At 41.2% G+C, this 20,532-nt stretch carries 18 protein-coding genes and 1 riboswitch; of the genes, 3 read left to right on the forward strand and 15 right to left on the reverse strand.

The genetic code is table 11. From position 1 onward, the window contains the following. Positions 1–80 precede the first annotated feature (80 nt). The 6 genes from VK664_RS07470 to VK664_RS07495 form a co-directional block, all read right to left on the reverse strand. Complete coding sequence (locus tag VK664_RS07470) at positions 81–1,337, reverse strand: homoserine dehydrogenase (RefSeq protein ID WP_461398006.1); 1,257 nt, start codon at positions 1,335–1,337, stop codon at positions 81–83. 182 nt (positions 1,338–1,519) lie between these two features. Further along, a complete protein-coding gene (locus VK664_RS07475; protein ID WP_461398007.1) occupies positions 1,520–2,560 on the reverse strand; it encodes a homoserine O-acetyltransferase family protein in 1,041 nt (346 codons plus the stop codon). A gap of 110 nt (positions 2,561–2,670) precedes the next feature. Continuing rightward, positions 2,671–3,993: an O-acetylhomoserine aminocarboxypropyltransferase/cysteine synthase family protein gene (locus VK664_RS07480; protein WP_461398008.1), complete on the reverse strand. Its 1,323-nt coding sequence runs from the start codon at positions 3,991–3,993 to the stop codon at positions 2,671–2,673. An 83-nt stretch (positions 3,994–4,076) separates the two neighbouring features. After that, on the reverse strand, positions 4,077–5,279 hold the full coding sequence (locus tag VK664_RS07485) for a trans-sulfuration enzyme family protein (RefSeq protein WP_461398009.1): 1,203 nt from the start codon (positions 5,277–5,279) through the stop codon (positions 4,077–4,079). 186 nt (positions 5,280–5,465) lie between these two features. Next, positions 5,466–5,575, reverse strand: a riboswitch (SAM riboswitch). 340 nt (positions 5,576–5,915) lie between these two features. Next, positions 5,916–6,593, reverse strand: coding sequence for a porin family protein (locus tag VK664_RS07490; RefSeq protein ID WP_461398010.1), 678 nt, complete (start codon positions 6,591–6,593; stop codon positions 5,916–5,918). A 48-nt stretch (positions 6,594–6,641) separates the two neighbouring features. Next, positions 6,642–7,319 (reverse strand): OmpA family protein, encoded by a 678-nt coding sequence (locus tag VK664_RS07495; protein ID WP_461398011.1) that lies wholly within the window; start codon positions 7,317–7,319, stop codon positions 6,642–6,644. 280 nt (positions 7,320–7,599) lie between these two features. Here VK664_RS07495 and uvrA point away from each other — a divergent pair, with 280 nt between their 5' ends. Together uvrA and VK664_RS07505 are read left to right on the forward strand one after the other, a co-directional pair. Continuing rightward, complete coding sequence (gene uvrA / locus VK664_RS07500) at positions 7,600–10,491, forward strand: excinuclease ABC subunit UvrA (RefSeq protein ID WP_461398012.1); 2,892 nt, start codon at positions 7,600–7,602, stop codon at positions 10,489–10,491. A gap of 7 nt (positions 10,492–10,498) precedes the next feature. Beyond that, positions 10,499–11,026, forward strand: coding sequence for a 5' nucleotidase, NT5C type (locus VK664_RS07505; RefSeq protein WP_461398013.1), 528 nt, complete (start codon positions 10,499–10,501; stop codon positions 11,024–11,026). A gap of 335 nt (positions 11,027–11,361) precedes the next feature. Here the strand turns inward: VK664_RS07505 and VK664_RS07510 are convergent, their stop codons facing one another. The 9 genes from VK664_RS07510 to aspS all read right to left on the reverse strand — a co-directional run bounded on the left by VK664_RS07510 (position 11,362) and on the right by aspS (position 19,062). Then, complete coding sequence (locus VK664_RS07510) at positions 11,362–11,760, reverse strand: T9SS type A sorting domain-containing protein (RefSeq protein WP_461398014.1); 399 nt, start codon at positions 11,758–11,760, stop codon at positions 11,362–11,364. A 53-nt stretch (positions 11,761–11,813) separates the two neighbouring features. Further along, on the reverse strand, positions 11,814–12,770 hold the full coding sequence (locus VK664_RS07515) for an outer membrane beta-barrel protein (protein WP_461398015.1): 957 nt from the start codon (positions 12,768–12,770) through the stop codon (positions 11,814–11,816). Between the two features lie 146 nt (positions 12,771–12,916). Next, entirely contained in the window at positions 12,917–13,366 is a 450-nt protein-coding gene (locus VK664_RS07520; RefSeq protein WP_461398016.1) for a GNAT family N-acetyltransferase, read from the reverse strand. 28 nt (positions 13,367–13,394) lie between these two features. Next, the gene (locus tag VK664_RS07525) at positions 13,395–14,657 is read right to left on the reverse strand and encodes a replication-associated recombination protein A (protein ID WP_461398017.1); all 1,263 of its coding nucleotides are present in this window, start codon (positions 14,655–14,657) and stop codon (positions 13,395–13,397) included. A gap of 57 nt (positions 14,658–14,714) precedes the next feature. Next, positions 14,715–15,578 (reverse strand): alpha/beta hydrolase fold domain-containing protein, encoded by an 864-nt coding sequence (locus VK664_RS07530; RefSeq protein WP_461398018.1) that lies wholly within the window; start codon positions 15,576–15,578, stop codon positions 14,715–14,717. Positions 15,579–15,594: 16 nt separating this feature from the next. Next, the gene (locus VK664_RS07535; RefSeq protein ID WP_461398019.1) at positions 15,595–16,086 is read right to left on the reverse strand and encodes a hypothetical protein; all 492 of its coding nucleotides are present in this window, start codon (positions 16,084–16,086) and stop codon (positions 15,595–15,597) included. Positions 16,087–16,095: 9 nt separating this feature from the next. After that, entirely contained in the window at positions 16,096–16,596 is a 501-nt protein-coding gene (locus VK664_RS07540; RefSeq protein ID WP_461398020.1) for a hypothetical protein, read from the reverse strand. Between the two features lie 64 nt (positions 16,597–16,660). Beyond that, positions 16,661–17,167, reverse strand: coding sequence for a hypothetical protein (locus VK664_RS07545; protein WP_461398021.1), 507 nt, complete (start codon positions 17,165–17,167; stop codon positions 16,661–16,663). A gap of 68 nt (positions 17,168–17,235) precedes the next feature. Continuing rightward, a complete protein-coding gene (gene aspS / locus VK664_RS07550) occupies positions 17,236–19,062 on the reverse strand; it encodes an aspartate--tRNA ligase (RefSeq protein WP_461398022.1) in 1,827 nt (608 codons plus the stop codon). 438 nt (positions 19,063–19,500) lie between these two features. Between aspS and VK664_RS07555 the strand changes: the two genes are divergently transcribed. Beyond that, complete coding sequence (locus tag VK664_RS07555) at positions 19,501–20,301, forward strand: zinc-dependent peptidase (protein WP_461398023.1); 801 nt, start codon at positions 19,501–19,503, stop codon at positions 20,299–20,301. Positions 20,302–20,532: the final 231 nt, after the last annotated feature.

Genomic DNA, 20,532 nt, shown 5'->3' on the forward strand with positions numbered 1-20,532 from the left:
TTAACTATTCTGATTAACTATATCGAATGTCTGAGTTATATAACTACTGAAGAAGTCTGTTGACTATCTTACCTCTACATTTAAATTACACCAGCCAGTTCAAGGCTCTTTTTTTTCAGCTTCCTGATCTCGATATCTTCAATGATAGGTTCGGGTGCCAATATCAACGAAGTATTGTTCTCACGCCACCAGGTGTTTTCTTTCAATTCCTTGAAATGCAAAACCCCTACCAGGTACTTGCGTTCCTGCTGAGCATGCCATTCTTCGATCCATTCAAATTTTTCGCGGGGGATATATTTCCAGTCATCAAAACTGAGATAAACGCGGACATAAAAATCGTTGGTCAGCTCATGTGGTGTATGATGATATAATTTTTTATACTCGTATTTATATTGATAACGCAAAGCGGAAAGATCACTCAACACCGCTGAAGCTGTCGGAAAACTTCCGGCTCCCTTCCCATAGAAAAACTGTTTATCGGCAAACCCGCTTTCTATAACAACACCATTGTATTCGTTCTTAACAAAAGATAGCGGGTCATCCTGTTTCACAAACTGTGGTAGTACAAAGGCTGCTACCTTTCCTGTATTAAGCTTTTTTGCCTGGGCTACAAGTTTGATTTCGAAATGCTTTTCATGCGCTACTGTGGCATCACCTGCCTGGATATTCTGAATTCCAGTGAAAACAAGATTATCAGGATGTTCAACTATACCATAAGCATGGGTGAGTAAAAAGGTCCATTTATTTACAGCATCGTATCCTTCCACATCGAGTTTGGGATTAGATTCTGCAAAGCCAAGTTGTTGAGCAAGCACCAAAGCTGCTTTGAACTCGAGCTTATCCTCAAACATTTTTGTCAGAATAAAATTTGTTGAACCGTTTACAATCGCTTTTATCGAATGTAAAAGATCATTATCATAATATTCTTCGAGGTTCCGTATTACAGGGATAGATGCGCAGGCAGCCGCCTCACAGAGAAATGATTCTCCTGTTTCCTGTTGCATCTGCAAGATCTCTGGTAAATGTTCGGCAATCATTTTTTTGCTTGCACTAACTACTGATTTGTTATTCCTCAGTGCGGTAGAAACAATCTCAAATGCTGCATTTGAATCATCAATTACTTCAACGATTACATTAATATCTGCATCGTTCAACAACACATCTTTATCAGTTGTAAATAAATCGGCGGGAGCATTTCTCGGCTTGCCTGGGTTTTTTATACAAACTTTTTTTATTGATGCTTTTAGAGAGGGTGTTTGTTGGAGGACTTTGTATAATCCTTCTCCTACAACTCCGAAACCAAACAACCCGATGGTTAACTGCTTGTGTGCGTCCATGAAACTATTTATATATTAAGTGGAATCTGATTTGCAAATTTACTGTATAGATGTGCAATAATCAACAATTATAGGTAAGAGCAAAATGGATGCGCATAAGCATAATGTTGATTATCTGTGTTTTATAAAATGTGTTAAATTATTTCAATTCATTAGGGTTAACTTATAACAATGCATTTGGGTTAACCTATAACCGTTGGTACGGATTTCAATCCTGCAAAAGATGAAATAATGGGGGCAAGCTGATCGAATTCGAGCAGGAACCCATCATGGCCATATGGGGACCGGATGAGGGTAAATGCGGCTCCGGGTATTTCATCTGCCAGGAGCTGCTGTTCCTGGATAGGAAATAATATATCTGTTTCAATACCTATTGACAGGGTTGAAGCCCGGATTGACTTCAATGCGTTGGATATACCGCCGCGATCCCTGCCGACATTGTGGCTGTCCATACTTTTGCTGAGAAAATAATAGCTGAAGGCATTAAATCGTTTTGCGAGTTTTTCACCCTGGTAACGTTGGTAGGATTCGCTTTTAAAACCATCAATCAGGTTGTCATCATGTTCCGTTTGTCCCTTACCGTAGGTGTTATAGTGGCGATACGAGATCAATGCGAAGCCTCTTGCCACTTTCATGCCTTCAATGCCGGCTTCCGGGTGCTCATCCTTCCAGGTACTATCCAATTCTATGGCCAGTCTTTGCGAAGCATTAAAGGCAATTCCCCAGGGTGAATGAACAGCATTGGTCGCGATAGGAAAGATGAATTCGAACAAAGATGGTTCCTCAATGGCCCATTCAAGTAACTGCTGGCCACCCATAGATCCGCCAATTCCGACCTTTATCCTTTTGATTCCAAGAAAACTTCTAAGTGGCTGATAAGCCCTTATCATATCTCTTGGAGTAAAAAGCGGGAACCGGTGAAACCATGAATTTTGCGTTGAGGGATCAATATCCAGCGGGCCGAGACTTCCATAACAACTACCGGGCATATTAACGCAGACTATGAAATAGTGAGCAGGATCGAAGAGTTTATCTTTTCCTGTGAGGCCCGTCCACCATTCGGCCGGGTCACTGTTTGCTGTTAAAGCATGGAAGATCCAGACTGCATTATCTTTCCGTTCGTTAAGTTTACCATAAGTAGTATAAGCAAGGTGATATCCGTTGAGCGTTTCCCCGCTCTCTAAACTGAAATTCTTTTCATAACGGAAAATTTTCTGGGGCATTGGGGCAAATTTATAAGAAAGAATGTACCTGCTGCTTATTTATTGAAGCAGCAGGTACATTATATGAAAAACAAAACAGGTATTAGCTTAGACGAAAAGCAAAACAGGTATTAGCTTACCAGCTGTTTTGCAAAAACCTTTTCAAAAGCCTGTTCAAAGTCCGCTTTGATATCGTCCAGGTGTTCAATGCCTACACTGATTCTTACCTGGTTTGGTGACACACCTGCCGCGAGCTGCTCATCAACGCTCAATTGTTCGTGGGTGGTAGAAGCGGGATGAATTGCGAGTGTTTTTGCATCGCCGACATTCGCAAGATGACTTACCAGTTTTAATGAATCAATAAACTTGCTGGCATTTTCCTTGTCGCCTTTTATACCGAAATTGAGTATCCCACCAAAACCTCTTGTGAGATATTTTTTTGCAAGCTCATGGTAAGGGCTTGATTTGAGTCCTGGATATTCAACAAACTCAACCTGCGGATGTTTTTCAAGCCACTGGGCCAGGTTCAATGCGTTTTCAACATGCCTGTCTAACCGTAATGAAAGTGTTTCGATTCCCTGTAATAGCAAAAATGAATTAAAAGGTCCTTGTGAAGCTCCAAAGTCACGCAAGCCTTCAACCCTTGCACGGATTGCAAATGCAATATTTGGCAGTCCCAATGGATTTCCTTCACCAAATACATCCCAGAATTTCAATCCATGATAACCTTCCGATGGTTCAGTGAACTGCGGGAACTTACCGTTCGCCCAGTTATAATTTCCACCGTCGATAATCACACCACCTATGGTTGTTCCATGACCACCTATCCATTTTGTTGCAGATTCAACTACAATATTTGCACCCCATTCAATCGGGCGGAACAAATAACCCCCGGCACCAAAAGTATTGTCAACCACCAACGGCAGATCATATTCTTTTGCAAGCGCTCCAAACTTTTCAAAGTCAGGAATATTCAGACGTGGATTACCAATGGTTTCAAGATAAATCGCCTTGGTATTTTTATCAATGAGTTTCGCAAAACTTTCAACATTATCACCTTCCGCGAACCTAACTTCTATGCCTAACCGCTTAAAAGCAACTTTAAATTGATTGTAGGTGCCACCATAAAGATATGGGGTGGTCACAAAATTATCACCAACCTGGAGTATGTTATTCAAGGCAAGAAACTGTGCTGCCTGTCCTGAACCTGTTGCCAGTGCAGCCACTCCACCTTCCAGCGCCGCCATTCTTTGTTCGAACACATCTGTGGTGGGATTCATTATTCTTGTATAAATATTTCCGAACGTTCTTAGTCCGAAAAGATTTGCTGCATGCTCCGAATTGTCAAATCCGTAAGAAGTAGTCTGGTAGATTGGAACCGCTCGTGATTTTGTTGTTGGATCGATTTGTTGACCGGCGTGCAATTGAAGCGTTTCAAAATGAAGATTGCTCATGATCGTTGTTTTTTAGAGTTTTGAAGCAGGCGCTTTCGTTAAATGAAGATTGCTTAATAAAAATACTTATAAAATGGAGAATACTATTTTAGTAAAGTTAAAGGGACAAAAGATTCGGAACTATCCCCTAAACTGGTATTTATTTTTATTTTTTTCAGGCTCTTGTCGAGATCCGCAATCAGGTCATCCACATCCTCCAGTCCCACACTCAACCTGATCAGGCTATCGGCAACACCGGCCGCACGGCGTCTTTCGGTTGGTATTGATTTATGGGTCATTTGTGCGGGATGACAAAGCAGACTTTTGATGCCCCCCAGGCTCTCAGCCAGTTTGAACAGCTCAGTAGACGTAACGACCAGATTTGCAGCGCTTTCGGTATCATTTTTCAAAGTGAAAGATACAATTCCTCCAAATCCCTTTGATTGTTTTGCTGCAATTTTGTGATTAGGATGGGAAGCGAGCCCCGGATAAAATACCTTATCAACCGCAGGGTGAGCTACCAGCCATTCAGCAACTGCCTGGGCGTTGATACAATGTTGTTTTATCCGCAATGGCAGTGTCTCAATTCCCCGGATAAGCAACCAGCTATCGAAAGGACCTAATATGTTGCCGCAGGCATTTTGCATGAATTTTACCTTAGCGCCCAGTTCACGATCTTTTGTAATGACCAGGCCTGCAATAATATCGCTGTGCCCGCCGAGATATTTAGTAGCGGAATGTACTACAATATCAGCTCCCAGCGAAAGAGGTTTTTGCAATGCGGGTGAAGCAAAAGTATTATCCACGCAAAGTAAACAGTTATTGGATTTTGCGATACGTGCGATTGCTTCGATATCTGCAATTTTCAGTGTTGGATTGGTGGGTGTTTCAATCCAGATTAATTTTGTATTTGGAGTTACCGCATTGAAGACATTTGCGGGGTCAGTTGCATCAACATATTGAACCGTGATTCCGAATTTTTCATAAACCTGGGTGAAAAGCCTGAATGCACCACCATAGATATCATCTACCGCAATAATTTCATCGCCCGATTTTAATAATTTTAACACGGCGTCGATAGCTGCCAGTCCGCTTCCAAAAGCAAGTCCTACCGTACCATTTTCAAGTTCTGCTACGATGTCTTCGAGTGCCGCCCGGGTCGGGTTACCGCTTCTTGCATAATCATAACCTTTGTTTACACCCGGCGCTTCCTGTACAAAAGTGGAGGTCTGATAAATAGGAACGGAAATAGCGCCTGTTTGTTCGTCGACGGGGATACTGTGAATGAGCTTTGTTGAATCCTGCATTACTAAATGTTTTACTGTTTAAAAATGTTTTACCGTTTAAAGAATGATCCCGCAATCGCAGAATCAATCATGAACATTTCTTATCAGCGGACACAGCTCTATTGACCAGTTATGGCACAAAAAAAGCTCTTCCGTAAAGTCAGAAGAGCTTAAAATATATTGAAGATATTTATGAGCGTTGAATCTGACTTATCTGCCTCCCGACAGGGAGATGGAATTGGCACCTTATCACGATTGCTCGCGACAGGTTGTCAAGGCTTCCCAGGGCCATTACCCTCAGCCTTTCTAGATAAGAATGATTAAAGAACTGCGACAAAGATAGAGCAGAATTGCAAACCACCAAAAAGTTCAGCGACTTTTTCAAAAAAAAGTCTATTTAACTAGTAGACTTCTTTTATTTCATAGACTGATTGGAGAACCGGTGTTCCCCGCAAATTTATTTGTTAACAAAAACCAAAAAGTGTTGCAGGCAACTGCAACACTTTTTGGTGATCGTCACTGTTGATGATTAAGACCGATCAGCTAAGCGTCACTGTTGATGATTGAGACTTATTATCATCATTGTTAACCATTTGAAATTATCAGTCAATCGTATTGTTAACAATTGACTGATGAGCTCCTGTTTTGAAGTTATAGTTAAAATCTATATCCGACTGATAAACCGAACCCTGTGTTTGCAGCCCTGGAGTCTGTGCCTGGCATAGCATAATTATCTGGATTGATATTTACTAAACCAAGTTGTGCATTCAACTGGGCAGAAAACCGATTAGTGAATTCATATCCGAAAAGTATATTTGCGCCTGCATCAAATGGTTTGAAATAAACTACATTTGGATCAATGTCATCCGCATTAACCTTGCCCTTGAACTTAACTTTCCTGTCATCTCCATCTGTCTTGTACTTTCCGCCAATACCATAAGCAACATAAGGTCCGAAACCAACCAATAATTTACCATTACCAATAACGGGTTTATATAAAAGATTCACTGGAATCTCGATATAGGAAAGGTTGAGCGTTGGATCTCCACCAAATGCATCATTAAATTTTGTTCCCTTAGTTGAAAATAACAAACCCGGTTGTACATAAAATTCTGGTGCAATTGGTATCTCTGCATTCACTCCAACATGAAACCTCGGAACGAGTTTGTTTTCCAGCCTATCATCGCTGGCATCGCGGCCATTGATATTTTGCAAATTTAAACCGGCCCGAACACCAAAGGTTGTTCCGCCAACTTCAACGCTTTGTGACTGTGCCATAGATGCCGTCGATAATAAACCTAACGCTGCGATTGCTGCTAAACTTAATTTTTTCATATTCTGTTTTTTAAATTAATACTTTCTTTAAGTGACGATTGGAGTGACCTAACTTCCTGTACCAGATTCTTTTTTCGCGTCTGATTTCATTTTTTCATTTGCGGTGATCAGGAATTCCACACGACGATTCTGGCTTTTCCCGTCTTCGGTATCATTACCATATTTTGGTGCAGTTTCACCAAATCCTTTTGTTACAATTCTTCCTGTAGGTACACCTTTCTCGCGGAGATAACCTGCAACTGAACTTGCCCTGCGATCAGACAAGGTTTTGTTGTGTGCATCTGTTCCATCGCTGTCTGTATGTCCCTGAATCTCGATGTTAGTATCGGGATATTTAGTAAGCACATCTTTCAGTTCGTTCAGATTAGATTCAGCGGCAGATGACAAATCGGCCTTATCAACGGCGAATAGAACTTTATTGTTAAACTCAACCACTATTCCTTCGCCTACACGTTCAACCTTGGCACCTGGAACTTCGTTTTTAATTTCTTCTGCTTGTTTGTCCATCTTGCGTCCGATAACGGCGCCTGTAACACCACCGACTGCTGCACCGATGATAGCACCCATTGCAGTGTTTCCTGCGGCCCTACCGATAACTGCACCTGCTGCAGCACCACCACCGACACCAATTGCGGCACCTTTCTGGGTTTTGTTCATGCTTTTACAACCGGATAAAACAATGATTGACGAAATGAGGATTAAAAAGAATTTACTTAGTGTTTTCATATTTTTCATTTTGTTCTGACCACCATTTTCAAAGATCATACCATGTCGATCCGGCTGGGGAGGCCTCAACGTGAATTAAGTGTATATAATTGCCACTCTAAGTGTTTAAATACCCAACTACCCTAGCTTTAACAAAAAAATGCGGCTTTCATATGAACAATTTTTGTTTATCACCGGCAACAATTTCCCTGAATTTTCTACACAAAACGGCTCCTGTTCCAACTCTAATTGAACCTCTTTAAACCTGATTTGTTCGTATCTTTGCAATTCGCAAAAAATTATGGCAAAATCAAAAACAGCAGTTGTTGACAAGCTCCCGTCAACAAATGGAAATAGCATACACAATCATGAGTTAATCGAGGTATTTGGAGCCAGGGTTCATAATCTTAAGAATATAGATATCAGCATACCCAAGAACCAACTTGTAGTTATCACCGGTATAAGTGGTTCAGGAAAATCTTCACTCGCATTCGATACTATCTATGCTGAGGGTCAGCGAAGATATATGGAAAGCTTCGGGGCCTATGCCAGGCAATTCATTGGTGATATGGAGAGACCCGACGTTGATAAAATCACCGGCCTGTCGCCTGTTATTTCCATTGAGCAAAAAACAACAAATAAAAATCCCCGTTCTACAGTTGGTACGATCACTGAAGTATATGATTTCATGCGTTTACTTTATGCGCGCATTGGAGAAGCCTTTAGTTATCATACTGGTAAAAAAATGATCAAGTTTAGTGAAGAGGAGATTGTTGACAATATTTATAAAAAGTTCAAAGGAAAAAAAATAACGCTGCTTGCACCCATTGTAAGAGGGCGTAAAGGACACTATCGTGAATTGTTTGAAGACATCAGGAAGAAGGGATATGTAAAAGTGAGGGTTGATGGTGAGGTCAAAGACCTGGCAGCAAAGATGCAGGTTGATCGTTACAAAATTCATGACATCGAAGTGGTTATAGATCGCCTGGCTGTTACGGAGGAGATGCGGACCAGGGTCAGCCAAAGTGTTCAGAAGTCTCTTCAGACCGGTAAGGATCTGATGTTTTTGTTATTGAACGATGACAACAAGATTATTCAGTACTCTAAACAATTGATGTGTGAAGATACCGGGCTCAGTTATGAAGAGCCATCTCCAAATTCCTTTTCATTCAACTCGCCTTATGGAGCCTGCCCGGTTTGTAAGGGTCTTGGTAATGTTTACCAAATAAGTCTCGAGGCTATAATTCCTGATCCTTCGTTTAGTATTAACGAAGGTGCAATTGTTCCTTTGGGTGCTGAAAGAGAAAGCCAGGTATACAAGCAGGTACAGCAGTTGGCGCGCAAGCATAAGTTCAGCCTGGATAAACCGGTAAAGGATCTGAACGAAAAGTCATTAAACCTGATTCTGTATGGAAATGAAACCGGGCCTGTTGAAGACATACCTGATTTTGATGATGTGGTTGCAAACGGCGAGATATATTTAAGCGAATATGAAGGCCTTGTTCCCCAATTAAAAAGATGGTTTGCAGGTGGTACCAGTGATTCACTGAGGGAATGGGTTGAACAGTTTATGGAACTGAAGACCTGTGATGAATGCAAGGGTGCAAGACTTAAGAAAGAAAGTCTTTGGTTTAAGGTTGATGAGAAAAATATTTCGGAACTCAGCGATCTCAATCTCGATAAACTGATGAATTGGTTTGGGGGAATCGAAAAACGCTTAAATAACAAACAAAATATCATTGGTAAAGACGTCGTTAAAGAGATCAGGGAAAGACTCCAGTTTCTCCTGGATGTCGGCCTCAATTATCTCAGTCTTAACCGACCCTCAAGGACACTGAGTGGTGGTGAATCGCAGCGGATCAGGCTGGCAACTCAAATTGGTTCGCAACTGCAGGGTATTACTTACATACTCGATGAGCCAAGTATCGGACTTCATCAGCGCGATAATCATCGACTGATTAAAGCACTGACCAATCTCCGCGACATAGGTAATAGTATTATTGTAGTAGAACATGATAAAGACATCATGCTTGCATCCGATTACCTGGTTGATATCGGACCTAAGGCCGGCGCTCATGGCGGCAGGATAGTAGCTGAAGGTAAACCATCATACTTGTTAACCTTAGACACCCTGACTTCTTCATACTTAAACGGGAAACAATCAATACCTGTTCCGAAAGAAAGAAGAAAAGGAAACGGAAAAGTACTTGAGTTGAAAGGAGCTCAAGGAAATAATCTTAAAAATGTTAGCACTGTTTTCCCGCTTGGTAAATTTATTGTTGTGACGGGTGTGAGCGGCAGTGGGAAGTCGACATTGATCAACGAAACGCTTTACCCGATACTTAGTCAGCATGCATTTAATTCGAAGACTAACCCGCTGAAATATAAAAGTGTTAAGGGTCTTGAACATATTGATAAGGTAATCGAGATCGATCAAAGTCCTATAGGACGAACACCAAGATCCAATCCATCAACATATTGCGGGTTCTTCACCGATATCCGGACCTTATTCGCATCTGTGCCTGAAGCCAAGATCAGGGGATACACTGCCGGCAGGTTTTCCTTTAATGTTAAGAATGGCCGTTGTGATGTTTGTGAGGGCGGTGGTATGCGGGTAATTGAAATGAATTTCCTGCCGGATGTTTATGTGCATTGTGAGAAATGCCAGGGTAAAAGATATAACAGGGAAACGCTGGAGATCAGGTATAAAGGAAAATCAATAAGCGATGTACTTGATATGACAGTTGAAGAAGCTGTTGAATTTTTTCAGAATGTACCTTACATTTATCGAAAGATCAAAGTACTTGAGGAAGTAGGTTTAGGTTATATAACACTGGGCCAGTCGGCGGTGACTTTAAGCGGAGGTGAAGCCCAACGTGTAAAGCTTGCAACAGAACTGGGAAAAAAAGATACCGGTAAGACTTTTTATATCCTGGATGAGCCTACTACCGGTCTTCATTTCGAAGACATCCGTCACCTCCTTGATGTGTTGAATAAACTTGTTGACAGAGGTAACACTGTTCTTGTAATCGAGCATAATATGGATGTTATTAAAGTGGCCGATCATGTAATAGATTTAGGTCCGGAAGGTGGTGATGGCGGCGGTTTGATATTATTTGAGGGAGTTCCCGAGGACCTGGTTAAAGTAACAGCAAGCCATACAGGCAGGTTTTTAAAAGTAGAACTCAAATAAATGATAAATGGATAGAATTATCGTTGACATGGATGAAGTAATCGCTGACCCTATGGGAGCGATGATAGAATGGTATGAAAAGGAATACGGCAGGAGTGTAGATTGGAAAAAGATGCTTGTCGGCTCATGGGTTTTGGGTTTCCCCGAAGAACATCAGAGATTAATACTTGACAGGCTTCATTCGCCGGGTTTCTTTCGCCATCTGCCGGTGATGGATGATAGTGTACGTGTTCTGAAAGAAATGAATAAAAAGTACGAAGTTTTTATCGTGTCAGCAGCAATGGAATTTCCTAATTCATTGGTTGATAAATATGATTGGTTAATGGAGCATTTTCCATTTTTTAGTTGGAGACAACTTACGCTCTGTGGAGACAAGAAACTTATCAGCGGTGATTACATGATTGACGATCATGTAAAAAACCTGGAACATTTCAAAGGGAAAGCCTATATGTACAGTTCTGCTCATAACCTTGAAAACGCCTATTACGACCGAATCAATAACTGGCAGGAAGCGGCAGAGATTTTCCTGAAATAATAGAAGAATGAAATTATTTTAAGCACAGGATAAAATGAATATTTCAGAATATCAAATGAATCAGGATTCTAATGAATCAGGATATGAATGATTGGGATAGAATAAAAAACCTGGTGATATAAAAAACAAATAGCCGGCAATTGCTCATCGCCGGCTACTGAGGATACTGGAATCGACCAGAAGATTTTATATTTCAATAAGCTAGTGCAGGGAGTGATTATAAAAATCTTTTGTCTCGGGCACTTGATAGGGAACGGATCAGGTTTTTTGACTAACCGGATATTGGATTTATATAATTTCCCTGCCGCTTATTGATCTGTTAAGTCTTATTATATCTATCTGACTATTACCTGGCCGTTTTCAATTCGTTCATCATCGCTAAACACTTCGAACAGGTAATCGCCTTTTTGAATATTTTCAAGAACAGTTGTTTGTTTGTTTTTGATGTTGACTTGTTTGACCAGTTTACCTTCAACATCGAATATAAATAACTGGTATGCTCTGCCATAAATTCCTTTTGCTCCAAAAAACAAGACATGGTGAGTCGCATCGGGATAAAGCCTGATGCCATGTTTCCTGCTTACCTGCTGTTTTTGAATCAGGATTGTATCGCTTAGCGGTTTAGGATAGCTTTCGCTTCTTGCCTGTGCTGATAATATGATCAGCAAACAAAACAATACAAAGCTTCGCCAGCTAATGCCGCAGCAGCAATTAAGGGTTAAGGCTAGTTTCATAGTCGGTTAAGGTACAAGGGTCGGAACAGTACGGAATCTCTCGATCTCAGCAATTAGAAAACTACCGGACAACGGGTTGAATTTCCATAACGGTCACTGGACAGTCGGAATCCAAGTTTGAAACCTATTGAATAATAAGCATCATTATTGGTGGGTGTGCCTCTTTTATTTCCGGTTGTGAAACCATTCACGTTACCACCTGCAGGTATAGACTTGTTTGCCATTCTCTGCGCAAGCTGTGCTTGTGGCAAAGACATATTGCTATAGAATAATGCAGGATCGATATAGTCAGTACTTACATCATCGATATAATCAGTGAATGTTTTTCTGTGTATGATCTCAAGACCCAGATTCACTGACTCACTGAGAAAATATTTTACGCCGAAACCCATTGGAATATTTACCTGGGTAAGTTTGTATTCTTTGCGTTCGGGATACTCAGGGAATCCCTGACCTTCAGTATGTAAAGGTTGCAACGGTACCCAGTTGCCTGTAACAGGATCTTTACCTTTTGGATTAAAATGAAACATACCAATACCTATTAATCCATAGGGACGAAGTTTATGAAAGATGTCTGAGGGTTCATATTCAAGAAAGGCTGTTGGATAAACTTCAACAGCAACAAAACCTTCGATGAGTGGTGATTTGAAATTTGAATTTCTCGTTTTCCTGGCTTCTTCAAGACCTCCTTTACCTTTAATGATTGCATCATCCCCTTCAAGTGTTCCGATGTTGGCAGATAGCCTTAAACCTAAATACTCATTAGGCTGATAGGTAGCAAAAGCACCAAATGTCAGCTTCGTTTTTTGAATGTTATTGTCTTTTAAGAAGGGAGTTCCTTTACCGGTATTACCACCAAGGTCACCGAGAAAGTTTGAAGGGCCGACTGTTATACCGGCTTCCCAAAATGAGACTTGTTCCGAGTATTGGCCAAAAGTGGTCTGGGAAGATGAATAACCTAGGACAGTCAGGCACAAACACTTCCACACAGAGTGTAGATTCTGTTTCATTAGATATTAGATTTAGTTTTCAGATGGTCGAGATTCCAGTCTTACATAGTTCAGACCGGGCTGTACGAATTTATAAACGCAGAATTGTGTGATTTATGTATGAGGGCTAAAAAAAAAATACGTAGTAGTTGATATGTTTTGCTGATTCACCTTAATAACATTTCAATATGTTCTATTCCATCTTCGAGATAAACTTCGCTAGACTGTTGAAATCCAAATGATTCGTAAAACCTTTTAAGATATAACTGGGCACCGATCTTTATCGGCTGTTTACCGAACAAACTATAAACAGTATTAATTGACTCGGTCATCAGTTTTTTCCCAATTCCGGAATTTCTTGCAAAGCTGGCGGTCACCACTCTGCCTATGCTGGGCTCGTCGAAAGCAGCACCAGCAGGTAACAGTCTTGTATATGCGGCGAGTTGATTATTCTCATTGAAACCCATCAGGTGCCAGGCATATGGGTCTTTTCCATCAGCGTCCTGGAACACGCAGTTCTGCTCTATTACGAATACTTCATTGCGGAGTTGTATAATAGCATATAACTCATCAACACTTAACGCGGAAAATTCTTTCAAGGACCAGTTGACAGACATAGATTCAGGAGTGTTTACGAAGGTGATTTTAATATTTATATTTTTCCTTCCACAAAGCCCTGAGATATTTTCTCAACTCTTCTTCCCTTGCATTTTTTCCCGGTTCATAAAACTTTGAACCTGCAATCTGGTCAGGAAGATATTCCTGCGCTGAGAAATTATTTTCATAGCTATGTGAGTACTCATAGCCTTTGCCATAATCGAGATTCTTCATCAACTTCGTGGGGGCATTCCTGATATGAAGCGGTACAGGCAGATCGCCATATTGCCGTACGGCTGCTGCTGCCATATCAATTGCCATATATGATGCATTGCTCTTAGCTGAAGTTGCAAGATATACAGCACATTGGGAAAGTATGATCCTTGATTCAGGATGCCCTATTTTATTCACAGCGTCAAAGGCGGCATTAGCAAGTACTAATGCCGTAGGGTTCGCATTACCAATATCTTCGCTGGCTGAAATTACCAAACGCCGGGCAATGAACTTCACATCTTCGCCACCTTCAATCATTCGGGCAAGCCAGTATACAGCACCATTTGGATCACTACCCCTGATTGATTTTATAAATGCAGAAATTATATCATAATGTTGTTCCCCTGATTTATCATAGAGAGCAATTCTTTTCTGGGCAATGTCCATAACAACCTGGTCCGTAATAACAATAACCGGTTCATTGCTGAGGGTGTCGAGTACCAGTTCAAAAAGATTTAGAAGTTTTCGCGCATCACCACCTGAAATATTAATCAGGGCTTCGGTTTCACGAAGGTCAATATTGAGTTGCTTATATGTTTCGTCTTTCTGCATTGCAATTTGCAATAGCCTGATGAGGTCGTTTTCCTGCAAAGGTTTAAGAACATAAACCTGGCACCTGCTCAACAATGCACTATTCACTTCAAATGAGGGATTTTCAGTGGTTGCACCTATCAGTGTAATGATACCTTTTTCAACAGCACCGAGTAGCGCATCCTGTTGTCCCTTATTAAAGCGGTGTATTTCGTCAATAAATAAAATGGCATGTTCCTTCGACTTAGAGATCTCAATAATCTCTCTCACATCTTTTACCCCGGAACTGATGGCGCTTAGTGTAAAAAAAGGTAAGTGAAGACTATGAGCAATTATATTCGCGATGGTTGTTTTGCCAGTGCCTGGAGGTCCCCAAAGAATCATCGATGGTATCTTGCCTTGTTCAATAGATGCCCTTAATATGCTTCTATCGCCAGCGAGGTGTTCCTGGCCAACCAGGTCATCCAATGTTTCAGGCCGCATTCTTTCTGCTAAAGGTGGTTTCATTTTCGCTGGTATTTACTTATAGTGCTGGGTTGCAAAAATGCGATAATTCTGCAGTTATTACCTCGCATTTCTCTTAAGGAAGGAAGCCACCCTCACAAATGAATCGAAGAGTGCAGGGCCTGTCCATCCATGACCTTCATCCGGATAGATCTTAAGCTCATTAATAACTTTGAGGCTGTCAAGCTTTTTCTGAAGAATTTTTGCCTGTTCCTCATGCACCATCCTGTCACGCCCGCCCTGGAGTAACAGGGTAGGAGGCGAAGATGCCGTTACATATTCCACCGGGCTTGATCGCCTGTAAACACCCGGATCTTCAGCAGGCGTTGTACCCAGGAGTTCACTGAGCATTGGTGCCACATCAGGATTGGAGGAATTATTGTACATATCCAGCATATCTGTTGGAGCGAACAATGAGATTACAGCAGCCGGTTTGATGGTTCCTGAATTTTTGTAAGCCTGCAATAGCGCAAGATGACCGCCGGCACTTGCACCCAACAACACGATTCGTTTTGGCAAGCCAAGTTCTTCCAGTCTTTTTTCAAGATATAGAACAGCCGATTTCATATCCTCTTCCTGAGCTGGAAAGCCGTTCTTTCCATTTCTGAACAGCCGGTAGTTGATATTGACGAAAGCGTAGTTTGGTAGCAACTTTTGCAGCGCTGCCACATAAGGGTTGAATTCAGATTTATCGCCACGGACCCATGCGCCCCCATGTACAATTATCATAACTACCGTTGAGTCATTCCTGGTATTTGGCATGTATATGTCCATCTTCTGCCATTTGTCATTTCCATAAGCCTGGTCGTATAAGGTGCCTGTTTTTTCTGAAGTGGATGCCTGTCCCATGCTCGTCTGTGCCAATGTTTTATTGACAAAAAACTGTCCTGATATTATTGCTAAAAATAGAAGTTTGTAAATCATGTAATATAGTTGCCCGTTAATTAGAATCCAGGAAAGCTGAATAGAGGGTCTGACGATTGCGTTTGATTGTCTTGCGCAAAGCCACCTGCATCCAGAATATATAGTACGTAATCAATAAAATCATACCAGATAATAAAGAGAAAATTCCTGCCCTGCTGAATAAAACCCGGTTGTATTTTCGTGCCAGTACAACATCATAAAATTCAACCGAAAAAACCAGGGTCAGAAATCCGATAGTAAGACAACTAAGTGACAGTACAATGGCAATAAACATCTGTAAAGATCCGGGAAGTTCACCATCCGGATAATATCTTTCCAGCAGGAAAATATTGACCGAATAGTTCATGATAAGCACGAGGCCGCCAGCTGCAAAAATGATAAAGTAAAATATGTCTGCACTATTAAGGCTGGAGCCGATGAAAAAGTAGGTGCCCAGACCGGTAATTGCAATTGCAATCAGCAGTGTAAAATAATTTGCAATCCGGAATATTTTCCATCTGAGGGGCATAATAAACGCTTAATCATCATTGATGAATTCATCATCAATTTTCTTCTGGTTGTTTTCATAGAGCATGGTCCGCAGGCGATACATCCCTGCAAGATGAACCACATTCAGGATGAAAAGCAGGGTAGCCATAATCAATGGAAGAAGCACCAGGAACTGTCCCCTTGGTTCAAGTGTAAACCCGGTTATGACAGACCGGACGAACCGCCATTGAACCACTACCTTGGCGAATAAAAAAGCAATCAACAGGAAATTAAGCAGAAAAAGAATATTAAAATTCCGTTTTTGACTTAGCGATAGAGGAGTATCCGGATAATTATCATTCAGAATGGTAAAACCCTGGTAAAGAAAAATCAGCATCAGTCCATAACAAAGGCCTTCGAATGCCCGCCAGAAAAAATTATCCCCATAAAATATACCCCCGATTGAAATTACAAGCATAAATATGGCCGTGATCATCTGGATTATACTCAGCGCCTTAAATATTCTCCACTTGCCCGGAAGATCAGTCATAGCCATTTGATTTATGAGATGTTATCAGCTACACAGAGATGTTTTCAACTATACAATCATCGTGCTAGTTGGTTGGTTCCTGGAATAACTGGGGGAATTGTTTAAGCAGGCGAAAAGTCATGAATGGATGGATCAGCAACAACGCACCATAGGTAACAAGGAAGCCGACGGCAAACCTGGCGCCTTTTAAGATTTCATCATTGCTCCAATCAGTTCCGGGTGGCTGGGCAGCCCTGGTCTGCTCTAAAACATTTTGAAACAATTCAGGCAATACGATTACACAAGCCATTACGATAAAGAGTAGCGCCCCGACGGCAACGCTGACATAAGCATTCACCTTGATGAGATCCCGCATTACAGGCTTGCTTGGAATGCCCTTGTCAATTCCCCTCACAAGGAAGCGCCAGCTACAGTATGTGTATATGATTATACAAGCCAGCACGAATACCTGGAGAAGCCCAACCGGGTTGGCAAGTGCCGCCAGGAGGCTCGTAAACACACCGACCGACATAAATGCGGCGACAAAAAGTAATAAATAAGTTATAACCCTGTAAATGCCCAGATTTTTCATATTCCCTTTAGTGATTGCTTGTGTTCTGTGCTGTTAGTCAGCACTATTTATTTCAGATTGAGCACCATTTATTTCAGATCAAGCTTAATCTGCAATTCTTCCAATTGCTTCTGGTCGATAGTTGATGGTGCATCGAGCATAACATCCCTTCCGCTATTGTTTTTTGGAAAGGCAATAAAGTCACGTATACTTTCACTACCGCCCATGATAGCACAGAGACGGTCGAAACCAAATGCAATACCACCGTGAGGGGGCGCGCCGTATTCAAAAGCACCAAGGAGAAAACCGAATTTATGCTGCTGTTCTTCTTTGTCCATTCCCAATGCGGCAAACATTTTTTCCTGGAGATCACGCTGGAAGATCCTGATTGATCCACCACCGATCTCATTACCATTTAGTACCATGTCATAGGCATTTGCCTTGATGTTTGAATATGGATGTTGCAGGTAATTTGCAGCGTCTTCAATTTTTTCACTGTTGTTTATCATCACTTCTATATGCGCCGGTTTAGGAGAAGTAAAGGGATGATGACGGGCTACCCAGCGGTTATCGTCTTCGCTATATTCAAATAGTGGAAAATCCAGCACCCATAATAGTTTGAATTCATCATTCCTACGTAGGCGGAGCCTTTCACCCATTTCAAGCCTCAATTGACTTATGGCTTTACGGGTCCTTTCTTCTTTACCCGCCAGAATCAAAACCAGATCACCGGGTTTTGCATTACAGGAAGCAGCTATCGCTTTTAATTTATCTTCATTGAAGAATTTATCTACACTACTTTTGAAAGTTCCGTCCTGGTTAACCTTTATGAATATTAAGCCTGACATGCCGATCTGGGGGCGCTTAACCCAATCCGTTAGTTCATCAGTTTGTTTTCGGGTATATTCACTACATCCCGGCACAGCTATTGCCACTACAGTTTCTGCATCATCGAATACCTTAAAGCCATTATTATTGATAAGCTCACCTGTCGCCTGGATTTTTCCATCTTTCAAAAATGCAGATTTCAGATTTGAAAGGGCCATATCAAAACGTATATCAGGCTTATCATTACCATACTGCCACATCGCATCTTCCCAGGTCATTCTTTGCACCTTCTCCGTTATGTCTATGTTTTTGACTTCTTTAAATATATGTTTTATCATCCCCTCAAACATATCGAGAATGTCGTTTTGTTCAACGAAACTCATTTCGCAATCTATCTGTGTGAACTCCGGCTGCCTGTCAGCGCGAAGATCCTCATCACGGAAACATTTCACAACCTGGTAGTATCTATCGTACCCACTGATCATCAGCAACTGTTTAAATGTTTGTGGTGATTGTGGCAAGGCGTAAAACTGGCCGGCATTCATCCTCGATGGCACAACAAAATCACGGGCACCCTCCGGTGTAGATTTGATCAGGAAAGGTGTTTCTATATCCATGAACTGGTTGGTATGAAGATAATTTCTCGCAGCACGATTCACAGAATATCTTAATTCAAGATTCTTTTTTACCGCTTGTCTCCTTAGGTCCAGGTACCTGAACTTCATACGGAGATCGTCTCCTCCGTCTGTATCATCCTGTATTGTAAACGGTGGTGTAGCAGACTTATTTAAAATATTAAAAGACCTGACCCTGATCTCAATTTCTCCTGTGGGGATGTTTGGATTTTTATTACTCCTTTCGGAAACCGTGCCATTTACCTGGATTACAAATTCCCTTCCAAGAGGTTGTTTGTCAAGCTTGTCATTGAGCTCTTCACCCATTAACAATTGGGTAATGCCGTATCTATCCCTAAGATCGATAAAGGTGATACTTCCAAATTTTCGAATGGTTTGTACCCAGCCTGCCAATATAATTTCTTTGCCTGAGTCAGTGGTTCTTAATTCTCCACAAGTATGCGTTCTGTACATTGTATAATAAAAATTCTAACTTTGTTGAAATTAATAGCCCGGTTATCTAAAAAAAGATCGACTTCTTCTGAGTTCCGGATGAGTTTTCTGATTGTAAATCCATTAATAATCATGAACTTAGGTATCAGGACGGCAAAGGTACGTTAAAACAGGAAAAGCTTTTTTGCGGTGCTATTTCATTTTTGAAATATTCTTTTTACTTTGTTCCCAGGTTTTGCATCCGCAATCCCATCCACCAGATCCCTACCTGTGACCAATCCCCATTCCTTGAGAAAACAAAGTCCTGTTCTATAAGATTAGCCCGCATCTTTAAGATAGGCCCACAACTGAAAGAAAGAAAATTTCCATTCCAGAAAGACCGCACATTATCCAACTCTGTGAAGCACTTTTTGTTGACATTTCGTATCCGATTTTGTACTTACCTAAAATTGGAACCTTATGGAAATTTTGTACATTTCTTTGTTTGTTGTTGGAATCATTCTCGGCTACTCACCGATAGTAGAATGGTTCGAAAAGCTGCAGGTCAAACGGCAGTTCAAGAATTTCCTTTCGCAGGAAACTTTCTACCACACCATTATTTCCACTCATCTGCGTTTTTATAATCGTCTAAACCTGGAAGATCAGCGTAAATTTTTATTCAGAACCTATCTCTTCAGAAAGGCAAAAAGATTCCATTATATTGAAGTGACAGAAAATGCGGAGATGCCTTTACTGGTCAGCGCAGTTGCGGTTCAACTCACCTTTGGTCTTGAAAAATTCATGCTTAATTTTTTCCGCGATATATTTATTCTTAAAGATGACTATCATTATGGCTTTTATTCCCGCCCATTCCAGGGACATGTTGATCACAGCGGCATCTATCTTTCCTGGGATAATTTTATGAAGGGTGTAAAAAGACTTTCACCAAACTGTAATGTTGGATTACATGAGATGGGCCATGCACTGACCTATGTTAACTTCATCACCCAAACAGAAGAAGACAAGCATTTTAAGAAAGAATTTAAAAACTTCTCAAAGGTAGCCCGGCCCATATTTGAAGGGATGCAAAAGGGTGAAAAAAATATCCTGGGTGATTATGCCGGTACGAACTATCATGAGTTCTGGGCAGTAAGTGTAGAAGTGTTTTTTGAGAACCCGATACGAATGAGACATGAATTGCCTGAACTTTACCAGGCAATGACAAGGCTGTTGAGACAAGACCCGATTGTGATTCTGAGTTCAAATAGGATCGCGGCATGAGTTGTGAGTGGTGAGTGGTGAGTTGAGTGTGTGAGTTGTGAGTGTGTGAGTTATGAGTTATGAGTTATGAGTTGTGAGTTGTGAGTGGTGAGTTGTGAGTGGTGAGTCTTCGATCGGTTTCATCGATATCACCTTATTAATAACTTTGTGAAAAAGCCACATGCAGTGATACCATTTACCCCAATGGACCTTTTGAGTTCACTGGTGAGTCTGGTACTGTATGGCCCTTTT

The organism is Flavitalea sp. (assembly GCF_035489435.1).
Taxonomy (GTDB): domain Bacteria; phylum Bacteroidota; class Bacteroidia; order Chitinophagales; family Chitinophagaceae; genus DATHKG01.

Bases quoted from the DNA above. Each gene is read 5' to 3' on its own strand.
- VK664_RS07470 (WP_461398006.1), bottom strand. From the start codon at position 1,337: ATGGACGCACACAAGCAGTTAACCATCGGGTTGTTTGGTTTCGGAGTT.
- VK664_RS07475 (WP_461398007.1), bottom strand. From the start codon at position 2,560: ATGCCCCAGAAAATTTTCCGTTATGAAAAGAATTTCAGTTTAGAGAGC.
- VK664_RS07480 (WP_461398008.1), bottom strand. From the start codon at position 3,993: ATGAGCAATCTTCATTTTGAAACGCTTCAATTGCACGCCGGTCAACAA.
- VK664_RS07485 (WP_461398009.1), bottom strand. From the start codon at position 5,279: ATGCAGGATTCAACAAAGCTCATTCACAGTATCCCCGTCGACGAACAA.
- VK664_RS07490 (WP_461398010.1), bottom strand. From the start codon at position 6,593: ATGAAAAAATTAAGTTTAGCAGCAATCGCAGCGTTAGGTTTATTATCG.
- VK664_RS07495 (WP_461398011.1), bottom strand. From the start codon at position 7,319: ATGAAAACACTAAGTAAATTCTTTTTAATCCTCATTTCGTCAATCATT.
- uvrA (WP_461398012.1), top strand. From the start codon at position 7,600: ATGGCAAAATCAAAAACAGCAGTTGTTGACAAGCTCCCGTCAACAAAT.
- VK664_RS07505 (WP_461398013.1), top strand. From the start codon at position 10,499: ATGGATAGAATTATCGTTGACATGGATGAAGTAATCGCTGACCCTATG.
- VK664_RS07510 (WP_461398014.1), bottom strand. From the start codon at position 11,760: ATGAAACTAGCCTTAACCCTTAATTGCTGCTGCGGCATTAGCTGGCGA.
- VK664_RS07515 (WP_461398015.1), bottom strand. From the start codon at position 12,770: ATGAAACAGAATCTACACTCTGTGTGGAAGTGTTTGTGCCTGACTGTC.
- VK664_RS07520 (WP_461398016.1), bottom strand. From the start codon at position 13,366: ATGTCTGTCAACTGGTCCTTGAAAGAATTTTCCGCGTTAAGTGTTGAT.
- VK664_RS07525 (WP_461398017.1), bottom strand. From the start codon at position 14,657: ATGAAACCACCTTTAGCAGAAAGAATGCGGCCTGAAACATTGGATGAC.
- VK664_RS07530 (WP_461398018.1), bottom strand. From the start codon at position 15,578: ATGATTTACAAACTTCTATTTTTAGCAATAATATCAGGACAGTTTTTT.
- VK664_RS07535 (WP_461398019.1), bottom strand. From the start codon at position 16,086: ATGCCCCTCAGATGGAAAATATTCCGGATTGCAAATTATTTTACACTG.
- VK664_RS07540 (WP_461398020.1), bottom strand. From the start codon at position 16,596: ATGACTGATCTTCCGGGCAAGTGGAGAATATTTAAGGCGCTGAGTATA.
- VK664_RS07545 (WP_461398021.1), bottom strand. From the start codon at position 17,167: ATGAAAAATCTGGGCATTTACAGGGTTATAACTTATTTATTACTTTTT.
- aspS (WP_461398022.1), bottom strand. From the start codon at position 19,062: ATGTACAGAACGCATACTTGTGGAGAATTAAGAACCACTGACTCAGGC.
- VK664_RS07555 (WP_461398023.1), top strand. From the start codon at position 19,501: ATGGAAATTTTGTACATTTCTTTGTTTGTTGTTGGAATCATTCTCGGC.